Source organism: Dyadobacter sp. HNCC25DJ184, assembly GCF_056895215.1.
The window spans coordinates 13892-28334 of the sequence record NZ_JBXHAQ010000028.1 but is presented as its reverse complement, the minus strand read 5'-3'; the positions used below and the strand labels follow the sequence as shown (position 1 = coordinate 28334).

13 protein-coding genes are annotated in these 14443 nt (G+C 40.4%); 10 read left to right on the top strand and 3 right to left on the bottom strand.

The genetic code is table 11. The features are described from left to right. Positions 1–200: 200 nt before the first annotated feature. The 8 genes from AC1XUD_RS26265 (at position 201) to AC1XUD_RS26230 (ending at position 12157) form a co-directional block, all read left to right on the top strand. Positions 201–1115: a helix-turn-helix domain-containing protein gene (locus tag AC1XUD_RS26265; protein WP_483364028.1), complete on the top strand. Its 915-nt coding sequence runs from the start codon at positions 201–203 to the stop codon at positions 1113–1115. 641 nt (positions 1116–1756) lie between these two features. Then, entirely contained in the window at positions 1757–2149 is a 393-nt protein-coding gene (locus AC1XUD_RS26260; RefSeq protein WP_483364027.1) for a hypothetical protein, read from the top strand. A 165-nt stretch (positions 2150–2314) separates the two neighbouring features. After that, positions 2315–5212 (top strand): alkaline phosphatase family protein, encoded by a 2898-nt coding sequence (locus tag AC1XUD_RS26255; RefSeq protein WP_483364026.1) that lies wholly within the window; start codon positions 2315–2317, stop codon positions 5210–5212. A 350-nt stretch (positions 5213–5562) separates the two neighbouring features. After that, a complete protein-coding gene (locus tag AC1XUD_RS26250; RefSeq protein WP_483364025.1) occupies positions 5563–8901 on the top strand; it encodes an LGFP repeat-containing protein in 3339 nt (1112 codons plus the stop codon). A 365-nt stretch (positions 8902–9266) separates the two neighbouring features. Beyond that, the gene (locus AC1XUD_RS26245; RefSeq protein WP_483364024.1) at positions 9267–9662 is read left to right on the top strand and encodes a hypothetical protein; all 396 of its coding nucleotides are present in this window, start codon (positions 9267–9269) and stop codon (positions 9660–9662) included. A gap of 120 nt (positions 9663–9782) precedes the next feature. After that, positions 9783–10511 (top strand): site-specific integrase, encoded by a 729-nt coding sequence (locus tag AC1XUD_RS26240; RefSeq protein ID WP_483364023.1) that lies wholly within the window; start codon positions 9783–9785, stop codon positions 10509–10511. A gap of 123 nt (positions 10512–10634) precedes the next feature. After that, positions 10635–11258 (top strand): hypothetical protein, encoded by a 624-nt coding sequence (locus tag AC1XUD_RS26235; protein WP_483364022.1) that lies wholly within the window; start codon positions 10635–10637, stop codon positions 11256–11258. 167 nt (positions 11259–11425) lie between these two features. Continuing rightward, the gene (locus AC1XUD_RS26230) at positions 11426–12157 is read left to right on the top strand and encodes an SOS response-associated peptidase (protein ID WP_483364021.1); all 732 of its coding nucleotides are present in this window, start codon (positions 11426–11428) and stop codon (positions 12155–12157) included. Here AC1XUD_RS26230 and AC1XUD_RS26225 read toward each other — a convergent pair whose 3' ends face one another. Together AC1XUD_RS26225 and AC1XUD_RS26220 are read right to left on the bottom strand one after the other, a co-directional pair. Next, a complete protein-coding gene (locus tag AC1XUD_RS26225) occupies positions 12158–12493 on the bottom strand; it encodes a hypothetical protein (protein ID WP_483364020.1) in 336 nt (111 codons plus the stop codon). Between the two features lie 44 nt (positions 12494–12537). After that, on the bottom strand, positions 12538–12972 hold the full coding sequence (locus tag AC1XUD_RS26220; protein ID WP_483364019.1) for a hypothetical protein: 435 nt from the start codon (positions 12970–12972) through the stop codon (positions 12538–12540). A 195-nt stretch (positions 12973–13167) separates the two neighbouring features. Here AC1XUD_RS26220 and AC1XUD_RS26215 point away from each other — a divergent pair, with 195 nt between their 5' ends. Beyond that, the gene (locus tag AC1XUD_RS26215; RefSeq protein WP_483364018.1) at positions 13168–13695 is read left to right on the top strand and encodes a VOC family protein; all 528 of its coding nucleotides are present in this window, start codon (positions 13168–13170) and stop codon (positions 13693–13695) included. A 66-nt stretch (positions 13696–13761) separates the two neighbouring features. On the opposite strand, the gene AC1XUD_RS26210 is transcribed toward AC1XUD_RS26215, so the two are convergent. After that, complete coding sequence (locus tag AC1XUD_RS26210) at positions 13762–14127, bottom strand: hypothetical protein (RefSeq protein ID WP_483364017.1); 366 nt, start codon at positions 14125–14127, stop codon at positions 13762–13764. A gap of 42 nt (positions 14128–14169) precedes the next feature. Between AC1XUD_RS26210 and AC1XUD_RS26205 the strand changes: the two genes are divergently transcribed. Further along, a complete protein-coding gene (locus AC1XUD_RS26205; protein WP_483364016.1) occupies positions 14170–14355 on the top strand; it encodes a hypothetical protein in 186 nt (61 codons plus the stop codon). The last annotated feature ends 88 nt before the right edge of the window (positions 14356–14443 follow it).

The following is a 14443-nucleotide window of genomic DNA, read 5'->3' as shown; positions in this document are numbered from 1 at the left end:
ATTGACTCTTAGAAAAGTAAATTTTCAGAACTTAACCTAGGCACAATCTCCAAAGATGGCGCTACAATTTGCATTCGCGGTATACTATTCAACAAACTCTGCCGGCAAGCCTCGTGACTCATTTTGTGTAGAATTTTATTTAACCAAGTATTTCACAAAAAAGTATCTTTATTAAATAATTGACAATTGATAAGATAACTATGGTGACAAATTATTTGGTCTTACCACATCCGGCGCTCCGGCCGTTTGTAAGAAACTATATATTAGCGACCTCTGAAAGCAGGCAAATTGCGTACAGTAGCCAGTGGCCTGCGAGCAATAACATATTATTGATTTTTTATTTAAGAGATGAGCCCTTACATCAGGGAGGCCGATGCGACAGTTCTCTAGCTTTCAAAAGGGGCTATATGACTGGACATATGACGAATCAAAATGGAATAGTGCATTTTCATGGCAACTACCTGACATTCATTATTCAGTTCGAAACAGATGGCTTCAGTAAAATATCCCGGATACCAACTTCCGAAATAACCAATAAGATTATAGTGGCAAATGATATATTCGGAAATGTTACTTCGAATCTCTATGAGCAATTAATAAATGTGTCTGACATAAATACAATGACGAAAATTTCAGACACATTTTTACTTTCATTACTAAACCGTCAAAAAAATAGTCATCAACTCCCTGACAGTATAAGCTACATATCAAATCAAATCAACCGGACAAGGGAATTCCTTAGAATTAGGGATTATGCCTATAGATCGAATATGAGTTTGAGAAATTTCGAGAGAAGATTTCTTGAGCATACCGGCCTCTCTCCGACCAATTATATTCAACTTTTAAGGTTTAATAACGTATTAAAAACAAAGTTGACAAACCCTTTTCTGTCTTGGGCTGCCATTGCAGCAGATTGTGGGTATTACGATCAAATGCATATGATTCGTGACTTTAAACGATTTTCTAATCTCAGTCCGACAGCATACTTTGAGAACGATGAGAAATTTGAACGGCCAAGTATTAACATTTTCGACTCGGACGGGGTGACACTAGGTAAATTGCAATCAAATTTGCCGAAAGAATACTTTATCTTCATAGAACGTCAAGGAATCTGAAAGTTGGCGCGTCTGTACTATCTCCGATCTTTCGGTGGATATATATTTACGATGAATTCGAAGGTTACTCGTTAGCGAACGGTGAGTATGGGTGGTTTGCCTGGGGCGGAGACCATGTAAAAGCAATAACCCGACTTACGGTCTACATCGACAGCAAATTCAAACTATTATTTGCAAAATATGCTAACATACAGATGTATTTTCTGCAACTATTGCCAACAACCTGTAGTTTGATTCATTTGGATTGCAAAAACCATTCGATGAGAGTGAATTGCGATCATCGTTTTAGTAAAAACCAATATTTTATCTGTTGTGACCGGAAATTGTAATTTTTAATTCCACTGAGTCAGAAATAAATTTGATCTGTCAAAGGGCCACTAATAGAATAGAGATGGAAAATTATTTTTCCAAGGCTTTATGAAATAGGAGAGCCGTAAACTTTATGTAACCGAAGCAGACGAAGGGTTCAAATCGAAGTTATTAGGGTTTTATTTCTAATACATTAATCACTTCTATATGAATTGATTCAATCAGAATGATATTCCTATCCTAACTTAAAATTGGCCGCTAATGTTGACGGCCATGCATAGCACATAGGTGAACTTTTGAAAGCGATTCAAAACTATATATCTATTTCGATCATGGGAAATTCAAAACACGATGCTATTGAAAGCGTTGCTGAGAGCATCAATCAGATGGTAGCCAAACTTTTTGACGGATTAAATCAATTGGAAAAAGACTCGAGAAGGTTGAGAATGCAGGTGAGAAGAAAACTCAATGATCTTGCGACTGGAGTTTCGGTTCAAGAACATGATGATCTGCAGAAAAGTATTATAAAGGCGGTTCAAATTAAACTAGACAACCCACGCACAGTCGCAACATCGAAACGAACGGTTGGAGTTAGCGGTGATTGTGTGGGTAATGAAGGCGGAGGGATAATTGTCTCCGATGGCGATAAACACGTCAAAGCTTGCGCAATGGGCTCTATCGGAGGTGTAAATGGAGGAGGAATAGAGATAGGATGGAAGTATTAAACTTTCGAGTCCTCGAAAGAGACTTGGTGTCAAGACGTTAAGGCTTTTTTCTACATCGCTGATTTATACCTTTCTACCAGAAATTTTCGCATCCGAATTCTGAAAAACTACAAAACTTGAATATTATCAGCACTCAAATTAGTTGAAAATCTAAATTCATTAGCAATGATAGGTGTAAACATTCCTTCCAGAGGCGGCGTTTTATATGCACGCCACAAAGTTTCGCATAAACGTATTTACCTGAACGCAGGTGAGAAGTCGATGATTGAGCTGCCGGAGCTAACAAAGGGTCAGATAGAAATCTTCTTATACCGTCCCGAAGTAAATCGTCATATCAGGCCTCCGGAAGTTTCGGCATTGTCTGACAGCGGAAAAGTAAATGTTGTTGATCCAAATGGTAATGCCATAGGCTCTACTTACGACCCGTCCACTAGAATTGCATCTGCGTTTATACCTAAACGTTCGCTAGGATGGATCATTGAGTTGTCCAACACAACATCTCCAGAGCGCGAGGCTGAGTTTCCGCATTTTGAAGGTGGTCAGAGGTATGATCTGCTGATAACATATCCAAGTACAGAAGTTATTAAGATCAAACGAATTCCGCTGGATTTCTTTCAAAGGGCATTTGACGGATTTTGGAATTCATATAAGCCTATCGAATCAATTAAGATTGATTTTAATCATGATCGTATATGCGACCAATATTCGATTGGACAAATTCTGTTCTCGTCAAAATTTCCGATGGGGATTCCAGGCTCTATTAGAAATAACAAGGATATCAAAATCTTGCGAAGGTACAGTAGTGAGTTTAATCATATCAATGTTTTTGATCGTTTCGGCGAGATATCTTACGATATCAAAAAGGAGCTAGTTAGCACAATACAAAAAATTGCTTTTGAACATCGGGAAGACTCTGGTTTTCGGGAGCTATATAATCGTGTTTATTCCACAGGCTCTGTCGACTGGTTGGTTGATATCTTCGCTCAGGTTGTTGATGACGAGCTGCTACCTAAAAAATCATCAAACAAGATGACTATTTCGCTTAAAGATGAGGTAGCCCAACTTTACAATCATAATAGTAAAAATGAAGGGGTTAAAACCCTGCTCTTCAAGTTTTCGGATGATCCTACCTTCAGATTTCATGATATCAACATTAAAAATATCGCTTTCTCGGTTACAAAAGACGTTTCAATTCCAGGCTTTAAAGCTTCGATAGAAATAGAAACGGATGAACGAGATCAAACGGGGCATATGCCTGATGAATTATCAATGCATGTCTCGTCAGGTATCCCTCGTGTCCCCGAATACGACAAATATTTTAATATCAATCATATCAAGTTTTTCCCTGAAATATTACTTACTACGTGGAATCCGGGTGACGTTGAAAACATTTACAAAAGGGTTTTTGTCAAATGCAAACCAAATTTCGAAGCAAGTTTTGGAACCAACACTAATTTACCTGACTTGGTTGCCAAAACCATCTACAATATTAAAAAGGAGAAGTTTGAGGAATTCAATATCACCCAAGATGAGTTAAAAAGTCCAATTAATGATTGGTTTCCGCGATATATTGGATTAACTGTCAGTAGTTTCGTCGAAAAGTTCATTAATAAGAAAATAGATCTTATTGTCGAAAGCTTTTTGGGAGAAGGAGAATTGTGTCCAATCATTGATATCAAACAGATACAAAACGACATTTTTATTACCTACGTTCCCCCGGTTGGCGGTCATCTTATTGACAAAATCAAGCCCATACCTGTTACCCCTGACGGTAATTTTGCCAAATTCGATAATCTGGTTGTAGTCATGATGGAAAACCGTTCGTTTGACCATATGCTTGGATATCTGAAAGTGCATGAAGGGCGGGGCGATGTAAACGGGTTGACCGGAAATGAAATAAATATCGACCATGAAGGGAAAACACATCGTGTATTTCACAATATAGAGACAACGCAGATATTGCAGGATCCTTGCCACTCTTACAATTGTGTAAAACACCAGATGGGTACAGCGATGGATGGCTTTGTGAAAGATTTTGCATCGAAATATTCGATTCATAAAGATGCCAATAATCGAAATATCTGGAAAAACGTCATGAGTTATTATGGAAAGGAGCAAGTTTCAACTTATGATTACATAGCAAATAACTACGCGATATGCGACAAATGGTTTTGTGCTCATCCCGGACAGACTCAACCAAACAGATTCATTACGTATACCGGAAAGTTAAACACCAATGATGAAGGAAAAATCGAGGTCGATAATCCCGATTTTAGCAAATTTACTCCCAGAGTTACCAAAACTGTGTTTGATTACCTGACTAAAAGCGGAGTTTCTTGGAGAGTTTTTGAGCATGGGTACAGCTTTTTACGGTTGTTTACGAACTATACCTATGATACCTCAAATGTGGTACATATAGAGAACCCCAAACATGGTTTTTATCGGATGGCTGAACTCGGGAAGTTACCAGCTGTAACCTTCATAGAGCCCGATTACATCGAGAGACCCCCTGGCAATGATGACCACCCTCCGGGCGATATTAAAAATGGGCAAAAGTTTTTAGCCAAAGTGATCAAAGCAGTTCAGGAAAGTCCTCAATGGGAAAAAACATTGCTAGTGATCACATACGATGAGCATGGCGGTTTCTATGACCATGTCATGCCACCAAATGATGCCATTCCGTTGGGGGAAGGTTTGACCAGATATGGGCCGCGAGTACCTGCGCTTGTTGTTTCGCCTTTTATTCCTGAGAAAAGCGTTTCTCATGAGTTGTTCGATCACACCTCGATCTTATTGACCATATTGAGAAGATTTGTTCATCCCGACAACTATGAATTTGTAGACCTCGGGCCAAGAGTGATGCATTCCAATGATTTAAGTTCGTTACTGTCGCTGTCGACAGCTAGAAGTTTCAATGAGAACAATCACAAAATAGAGGAAATGCAATACTCTCAATCAGAGGTATCCAAAAAATATAAAATGCCTTTGCCTGGCCCTGACTCTGACGATTTTCATGTTAATCTTATGGGATATATGTTTTTTATGGGAGTTCCTCGAAAATGATTTAATGGTTAATCTGGCTGAGTAATTAACTAAAAAGAGTGTTTGTCGATTCATGATCATACGGTCGGTCAAAATATGCCTGTTGGGCATAAATTTCAAACAAAACCATTGAAGCGATACGCACTACTTGAAGTTTGGCGGCTGAACTCAATTTAAAAACTCACTCGTTTCCTTTTTTATACTCACTTTCGGATAGCTGAACCTATGCCGAAAAGAAATCATCGTGTCCAGTCAATTATGATCTTCGTAAAGATTGGATCAAACGATTTCTGGTTCGAAAAGGCAAACACTGATAGATATTCGAAATATCTCTGGCTGGAAAAACAAATTACCTTTAAACTCTTCTGATCATGAAAACACCAGATATCGACTATAATCTTAACAAGATCCCGGTAGCAAATCCTGATGGCACTTCGCCAGCGCAAATTCTGAATGCGTATATTGGGGAGGGCCCTCAACATTCCCTTTTGGGCGACTACAAAAAGGCGTTAAATTTCGATGGTAACAGTCATTTAATTAGCTCACTTGAAATACCTGAAGATATTCGGAAAATATGCATACGTGTGCTCTTCAAATGTGCTGATGCTGGTTTGGTTCGTCAGGTTCTTGTTGATGCAAACGGCTTCTCTCTTTTTCTTGAGAGGGGCGAAATGGAATCAGGATTTGTTTTAACTGCGGGTTTAGCGACTAAAGACAGGGGCATTTTAACAGTTTCCACGAAGAACAAGATACTGCTAAACACTGCTACCTGGTACGTGGCAGATCTGATTTATGACACCGATACTTTTGGCTTGGCCATTGATGAGAAAATGGTTTCGATAATAGCATTTCCCAAAGTCAAAATCGATATTACGTCAAGTCATCGCCTGACTATCGCGGTAGACCGGCTGACACTTCAGAGTGCATTTGCTGGACAAGTTGCCGCGTTAATTATTTACAAAAACGATATCCCCGAGAAAATAGAAAATCGGTTCGATGAGCAGCGTGACACTCCTGAATGGCAGTTAACCTATAAAAAAAATACACTAAAAAAAGAGGTGCGACTAGGATCTCCAAAAGGAGGAATAGTATATGACAACTCTATCGAAGCATATGTTCAGGATTACGAGGCCGGGCAAATTGTATTCAGTGAACGATCCGGAACCGTCTGTGAGATGCATGGAGCAATATATAGTTATTACAAGAAACTGCCGAAGCTTAAAATACGCCTGGGAACCCCTCTTACAGATGAGCTGCCGGCTGCAAAATTTGGAGCACGAAAGACTGCGTTTGTGGGCGGTGCAATTTATGAGTCATTGTCATCAGGCGCACATGCGGTTTTAGGTGAAATATATGTTCACTACGAGCGAATTGGTGAATCGGGGAGCGCACTTGGTCTGCCGACCGGGTCTGAAAGACCGGTTGGAGGAGGTCTCGTACAGACATTCCAGCAAGGGCATATTTGTTTCAAAGGCACGGAACAGTCGGCTGTTGAGATTTCCGGCAGAATTTTTACAAGCTTCCAACGGATTGGAGGATTTTCGAAGACCGGATTTCCAGTCTCAGGGCATCAAACGGTCCTTTTGTCCAACAGAACTAGCGCAGGTAATTACTGTTTGTTTGAAAAAGGCACAATTTATGATAGTCCTGCAACAGGAACCTCCTACATCCCTGTTGGCAAAATTCTGACGGAATACCGGCATAGAAAAGGTCCGAAAGGAGACCTGGGATTCCCCACTGGATCTGCTTTCGAACTTTCAAATGAAGGTAAAAAATACACTTGTTGCATATTCCAGGGAGGAGTGCTAATTGATGCAGGGGATAGACTTCTGGAAAGAGGCCCCTTCAAGATTTTTCTGGATGGCGTATCGACTGTTGAAACGGAGTCTTGGAATAGAGGCTCAAATGATCTTTACATGTATTTCAAAATTCATGTTGACGGACGGGAAGTTTTGAAAAAGCGTTTTCCCACAACGGGCGATTATTCAGGCCGAAACATCGTTGAAGATATCGACTTCACCACCCCTCAATTCTTTACAATTGACGATCCTGATAAAAAAATCAATATCGAATTGGATATATGGGAATCAGACGGAGAATATAACGCTGATGATCATCTCGGAATTTTCAAAAAGGAACTAAACAAGTCTAACCTTTGGGGGTTGATGGATTCGGATACAAATGTGTTTAAATCGGACAAATTCGATAAAGTAAATTATGTAAAATGGTCGATCAAGCCCGAAATTAGATTGGATACATCATTGGATTTTTGGGATATCGATACCAGTACAAGTCCTAATAAAAAATCAAAAAACCCAAGCACACCCGTGATCACACGCGCACAATTTGCGTCTGCTTTGCGAGACATTGACTCCGAACCGGAGTGGTATGATCCATCTGATTGGTTAAAATCTTTATACATGGAAGTATGTAAAACCGTTGCATCCACCGGAAATTGTTTTGGGCAATGTACGGAAGCATTGTACGCTTACAAAGATATCAGTTTGTTTTCTCGCCCCTTGTCAAAAATAAAAAATTGGGAAACAATACGTAATGAAATCAATATTAAACAGTGTTATCAGCTTGGTGCAGAGTACATTATCTGGTTCATATCGCAATTTCGCAAAGGGCTGACTCAGAATCCTGTGGAGGTTTTTAAACGATCAAGAGAATGTCACAATAGAGGAGACGACCCAATTTTATGCGTGGCAGAAAATTATCTACCGGGCGGCTCCAAACACTGTCTTTTACCAGTTTGTTGGGACGATTCCAAGAAGCCTTGGAAAATCCATATATTCGATCCAAATGAAGGAAACAGCAAGAAATATATCGAGATCAACCCTGATAATAACACCTATAATTATTCTAAGTATCAGGGGCGCATGATGTATACGCCTTGGTCGGTAATCGGACATACGCCGAGGACACCTTTTTATGAAATTCTCAGTTTGTTGGGAGGACTTGTCGCAGGGGGACTTCCAGGTGTGCTTGGCATTGGCGCTTTGCTAATTGTCATTGCCGGAGACAATGCGAAAACGGTGGGACTTACTGATCTCACCGGCAAAAGTTTGGAAGCAGACCTCGAATCTGGCAACAACGTCGACAACATGTTTATGCCAATCTTTTCTCACGAGCAGAAGAATTCATTAAATGGGCAAATTTTTGTAAATCCCATCGGACTATCGACAGGTACCGGATTCAAGCAACAAATTGAGGGATTAGCTGATGGTGCGTTGAACTATGCCGTCAAACAAGGTCTAAATGAGTATGGTCTAAAAAGCAATATCGGAGATAATGAAGTAAATCAAATTTCAATGGAAAATTTGTCAACTAAGAAGCAACTCCTTAGGTATAATTCTCCGAAGAATAAACAGGTAGACCTGATACTGAATAGAAATTTGAGTGGTAAGGATCAAATGAAGGTTTCGCTTCTGGGAGTTCCGGCGAACGCCAATCTTGATTTACAATTTAGCACTGCACCTGGCCTGAAATATGTCGACATTCTTCACGGCGATACCGCTCCCGAAATTGAAGTCCAAATCGAGTCTGTTGTGAACAAGGTAATAAAAAAACAAGCCTTCTCTCTGCGCTCCGAAAATGGCACACGGCTGTTTCTTTCCAACGCTCTGGCTGGCAGCGATATGAAGATTGCATCCATTAATAATTTCAGTGGAGAAGGCAAAAAATACAACCTGTTGCAAAAAAGATGAGTTTTTCGATTTGATTGTAGATTTGGAATTTTAAGAAAAGGTCGTATTTTTAGTCAAGATTGACAGCAAAAACAAAATCAGTTGAGCATTTGGTGAGCACAGATTTATAGAATGCATAAAATATTGATAATAAGCGTTTTGTGCGATGAATTCCGTTCCCGTCCAGACCGCCAGATACTTTGAGAATGACCGAAATTCACTGGGAGCCACATAGTCAACTATGTGGTTTTCTTGTTTTTACGCCCATCCATTCACGCATTTTTTTCAGGTTACGGCATCGGTTACGGCACTTTTTCCCGGGTTACGGCAAAAGGTAAAGACTTTTTCCACCTCTTCAGAAAATCGTGATTCACCAATTAACGTCTATGAAAATCTTATTCTGGTTTCGTAAGTCAGAAGCAAGGAATCAAATTAAAGAAGATGATCCTCTGGGGACCATCCAATGCCGCATCACTATTGACCAGGAATACATCGAAATCGGTGCGACAAAAGCGACTTGTAAGAAAAGCGCATGGAATGCTGCAAGCCAGGTGATCCTGGGATCCACCACACGTGCAGTAAAAGCAAACAAAATCCTGAACGAAACATCCGTGAACTTGTCACGGCTTTTTGATGTACTGTGCAGTCGCTATGAACATGTATCTCCGGCGATGGTGAAGGAGTATTACCTTGATAGAAAGAAGTTTATCTATTCAACCGATGAGATATTCAGCGCTTTTATGCTGCACCGTTCTAAAATGGTAATTCCAAAAACACTCTAGCCGGCTACTTATTCGATCAACGAAAATTATCTACGCCACATTAAGGACTACTTGGCCAGTATCGGGGTCGACCGGCCAATTAAATTGAAAGAAACCTTCTTTTCTGACCTGTTTGATTTCATGGCAGATACTGAGCGATCCGGTCAGCGGTTTGCTCGGAAGGTTTGTTCTTTTGCCAAACGTATATTAAAATGGGGGATAGGTAAAAAAATGTCTCCGGCATTGGCCTGTCTAAAAGAAAATCTTCCAGGTAAAGCGGATTCCGAGGACTACATCGATACAACACACCTCTCGATTTTTCAGCTGGATCGTTTACTTAAATATGACTTTGACAAGCTGGTTACAGAAGGCCTAATCAGTCAGCTTTCTGCTGACGTGCTCAGCGAGGAGCGGCACGCATTTGTTTTCAACTGTTTCACCGGTATGCACCACGTTGATTATACTCGTAAGGAGTTTTACATTGAGGAATACAGGGGAAGTATTTTTTTAAAAGGCAAACGCAAAAAGTCAAAAAAACCATTTACGATAAAGCTACTCGAACCTGCAGTGAAGATCCTTAATATCTATGGAGGTGACCTGAAAAAGCTACCTGTGAAAAGTAATCAGAAACGAAATGGCACTCTTAAACTGATTGCAATGTATTGCAAAATACCTTTACTGCTCACAACCAAAGTCGCCCGAAAAACCTTTTGTGACCTCGCTCTCAACGAAATGTTAATGTCTGCAGACGACGTGGCGGCATGTTTGGGACTGACGTCCACCAGGTATTTAAAAAACTACGGGCGGATCAGAGAAAAACGATTAATGAAAGTAATGAAAAGCTGGGGAACGTTGCTCATCGCTTCTTGAATAAAAGACCGCCCCTGAGAGGGCGATCTTTTATTTAGCTTAATTCAGACAAGATTTTACGAATCAACTAAATGAGTAGTTAAAGTTTTCATGGTGCTTATCTTGTAAAACACTGATACTAAAATGAAATATTTTTGTCAATGGGCCATTATAGCTGTTATATTTTCAGGATGCGTTAGGCAACCAAGACTTCCTGAAAATAGTGTCTTTAATGTGACTAGTGTTCTTAATGACACAGTCTGGTATGGCACCGGCAAAGTGTTGCGCCTAAAAAAACGTGAGCAAAACCCAAATGATGTTCGAGAATTCAATTTGCTTGTGTACACCGACATCGATGTTGCCGGACTGGGCGACGAACCTAATCCAAATACCGAAAATGGTTGTGTGGACTTCGAATGTACCAGAACCCAGGCTTTAGCTATCTTTAATATACCTTTAAGAAAAGGACGCTCCAAAATCTCAAAGCTCGATAAGCGCCGCCATTTTGACAATGAATTTGCCAGTCTTTCGTACATAGGTAATTCTGGAGGTCTTCTCAACGAGTATGAATATAGTGGGTTAAAACCTGGCTGGATTAAGGTAACAAAGTTCGATAAGGCATCCGGTATAGTGGAAGGCAGGTTCGCAATTTCTTTTAGCCAGAATATGAAGAGAGATGTGCTGCCCCTGAGAAATCATATGGGGAAGACGGCTCGTTTTACGAACGGTCTTTTTCGAATCAAAATTACTGATGTTGTGTTAAAATAGTCAAATCCTTGGATAGTAGGCATCTGGCGAAAGGTCACTTCACTTTAAAGCTGATTACAATGCATACAGAAACACCTTTGTAATCTACGGTTCATGTCATTTTTCGTATTGAATGATAGGAAGTTATGTGAAAAATTCTCATTATTTTAGTCATAAATATGAGAGTTATGTGCTACTACATTACAACGGATTCGAAGCAATTGGCAATGTTCGGTCTTCCCGAAACCAATATGCATCGCGTGTCCAGAAAATACATGTATAATGGTTTTGAAAAACCCTTTATTCCGACCAGGGGGATTGAGAATCCGGGTGTCATTGATTCCTTTCAATGGGGTCTGATTCCCGGCTGGGTGGACGAGCCTGAAAAATGGAGGGCAAATACGCTAAACGCAAAAGCACATGAATTATGGGACAAGCCTTCCTATAGAGCCTATTGGGGCAATCGGTGCGTTGTATATGCGACCGGATTTTTTGAACCTCATTACGAGAATCTTTCTGACCCTAGCAATAAAAACCAAAGCTGGTATATCAAGCGTCGAGACGGAGAGATGATCATGCTCGGGGGGATTTATAACAATTATCGAGGCGTTAATACTGTTTCTATCATAACTGTTGATGCTAGTCCGTTACTTGCCTGGGTGCATAACGACGGCGAACGTGCTCCTTTTATCCTCGAAGAAGAAACGTTGGACGACTGGTTTGATCCGAAATTGACCAAGGATGACATGCTGGGAATAATGGCACCTTATGACTATGACTACAAGCTTCTGGCATATAGAGTGAAGGACGGCGTATTCAGCACCAAGGTTAATTCAAACGTTCCGGAGGTAGCGGTACCAATCGGAGCTTCCACAGACGACGATCTCAAGGATGACAATGGGCAACTAAATCTGTTATGATTATTTTTCCGGGGATCTGCTCCCGTCAGGATGTTCGATCATTACCCCTTCGGGTGTCCATACTCTGAAAGGTGCACTATCATCGACGGAATGCTCAAGAACTGGCTCAATGCCTACTGATATCAAGAACATTGTGGCCGCGTCGAAGGTATCGTCGATATGCGGGTGGATCAGCTCGTGCTGTTTCATGACTGAGTCAATCGCCAGTTCAAAATATTTTTTGTTGCGCACTACCAGGTCTCGGGCGGTCATTCCTTTTTCATACAAGATCTTATCGCGAATCATTTGGATGCGACTGTGTATGGCATGGGCATAAATTGTATACTTCTTTTTCATGAAGGCTTAAAATATTAGTAGTTAATGCCTTTAAATCAAATTGACTAGCATTTTACGATAGTAAAAAATTCGGCCTTTCCTGAGCTGACGTAATTGTAGAGGGCACAAGCTTCCTGAAAATTGAGCTTCGTTTTATTGAGGTTATTTCCGGGCTCCTGTGTCACATCCACCCAGCCGGACTCGGTGAATTGCTGGACTTGGTAGCGATCCGTTTCTTTTCTCGGTGTGGACTTTTGGCTGCATAGAAATAGCTCCATACCATCCATTCTGTCGCGATCAGAGACTTTAATATTGAAGTCCCTTTCAATTGATTCGCACACCTTCCTGATTAACCAACTGTTATCAAAACAAACGTTTTGAGTTTTTGGCGTCTGCTCCCACATTTTCTCACTAATCTTGACAACGATATCTGCTCTGATCATCTCCAATCGGGAATGTACGAGATGGGCATTAGCGGAGTATTTTCTCTTGTTATTCACAGCAACAACTTTATGTTGCCTAAAGTAGCAAAATAGTTTTAAAGATATTTTGGTGCCTTATTTTTTTATCCTTGAGTCTCAGCGACTGTTGTAGATAATTGATTTTGTACCTCTAAAGCCGCCCGGATCCAGGCGGCTTTAAAGGTTACGTTACAATCGTGTGGAAATTTACGATTATTAACTAATGCATTAGTTTTGTATGATGCTTTAGAAGGCTTTGCAGGTATTGGCCATAAATTTTGGGCGATTGTAGATATTGCGTTAAATCTCCCTTTTCGAAAGTATAAACAACAAAACACTCAGGTATCAAAACCTATGAAACAAAAAATAGCTCATATCACACTGGTTGTTCGAGATTATGACGAGGCAATAGAGTTCTACACACAGAAACTGGATTTCGTATTACTCGAGGATACCAGATTAAATGATCAAAAACGTTGGGTCATTGTCTCTCCACCTGGAACAAACGGATGTTCGCTTCTTCTGGCAAAAGCAGCGTCATTAGAACAGCGTATGAGTATTGGGAATCAAACCGGAGGCAGAGTGTTTTTATTTCTTTACACAGATAATTTTTGGAGAGATTATCAAAGAATGCTTGCCAAAAATATTGAATTTATAAGATCGCCTAAACAAGAAATATATGGCACTGTAGCTGTTTTTAAAGATTTGTATGGCAATCAATGGGATTTGTTGGAGCCGTTTGAGCAAGATAAACTGATCTAATATGATTCTGATTGTGAATTGCCTGCAATTGTCAAATGTGAAAGAGTCGCGGCTTTGAAGTGGTTTTTACGCAAAAACTAGTAATCCGAAAACTTTATTGGTCGACCGACCGAAACGGCAGCTGCGCGGCATAGCGGAGTTCAGATGGGAGAATGCCAGGATCTCGTCGTTATTGGCTGCGTTTCTGTTGACCTGTGTGTAGGAAGCATTCGCGCCGAAAGTAGAGTAGGACTTATCCCACTTGAAAACATTTTTGCTGGACAGAACGATTTCACCTGGAAAGTTTCGGGGACTACCTGATAAGAAAGAAGATCGTTGTGCGGTGAAAGTGTTAAAAATGGTGCGAAGCAAATAAAAGAGTAAAAACTCTTTTATTTGCCGGTTTTTGAGAATACATTTGTGAATAAAGCAAGTGTAGATGTCTTTTTTCAAAAACGTGTGAATGTAGTACTTGCTGTAATTTTTGTGGTTTAGATGTCAGAGGGAGTGAGAAAGGTTGGTATCAAGGAAATAGCGGCCGGAATATATTCGCCGGAGCAATTTATTGCCAAAATTCTCCAGGGCCTGGGTAAGCGCGAATTGATACAATCCAGCAAAGGGCCGAATGGCAGCTTTTACATTGATGGAGTGTCACGAAAGCAGACATTGGCAGTGCGGTAGATGGAGATAAAATATTTAAGGGTTGTGGGTTAGCACTAGAAATCTGCTCGGAGACAAAACCTTGACCGCTTCATCATGAGTTCAAGGA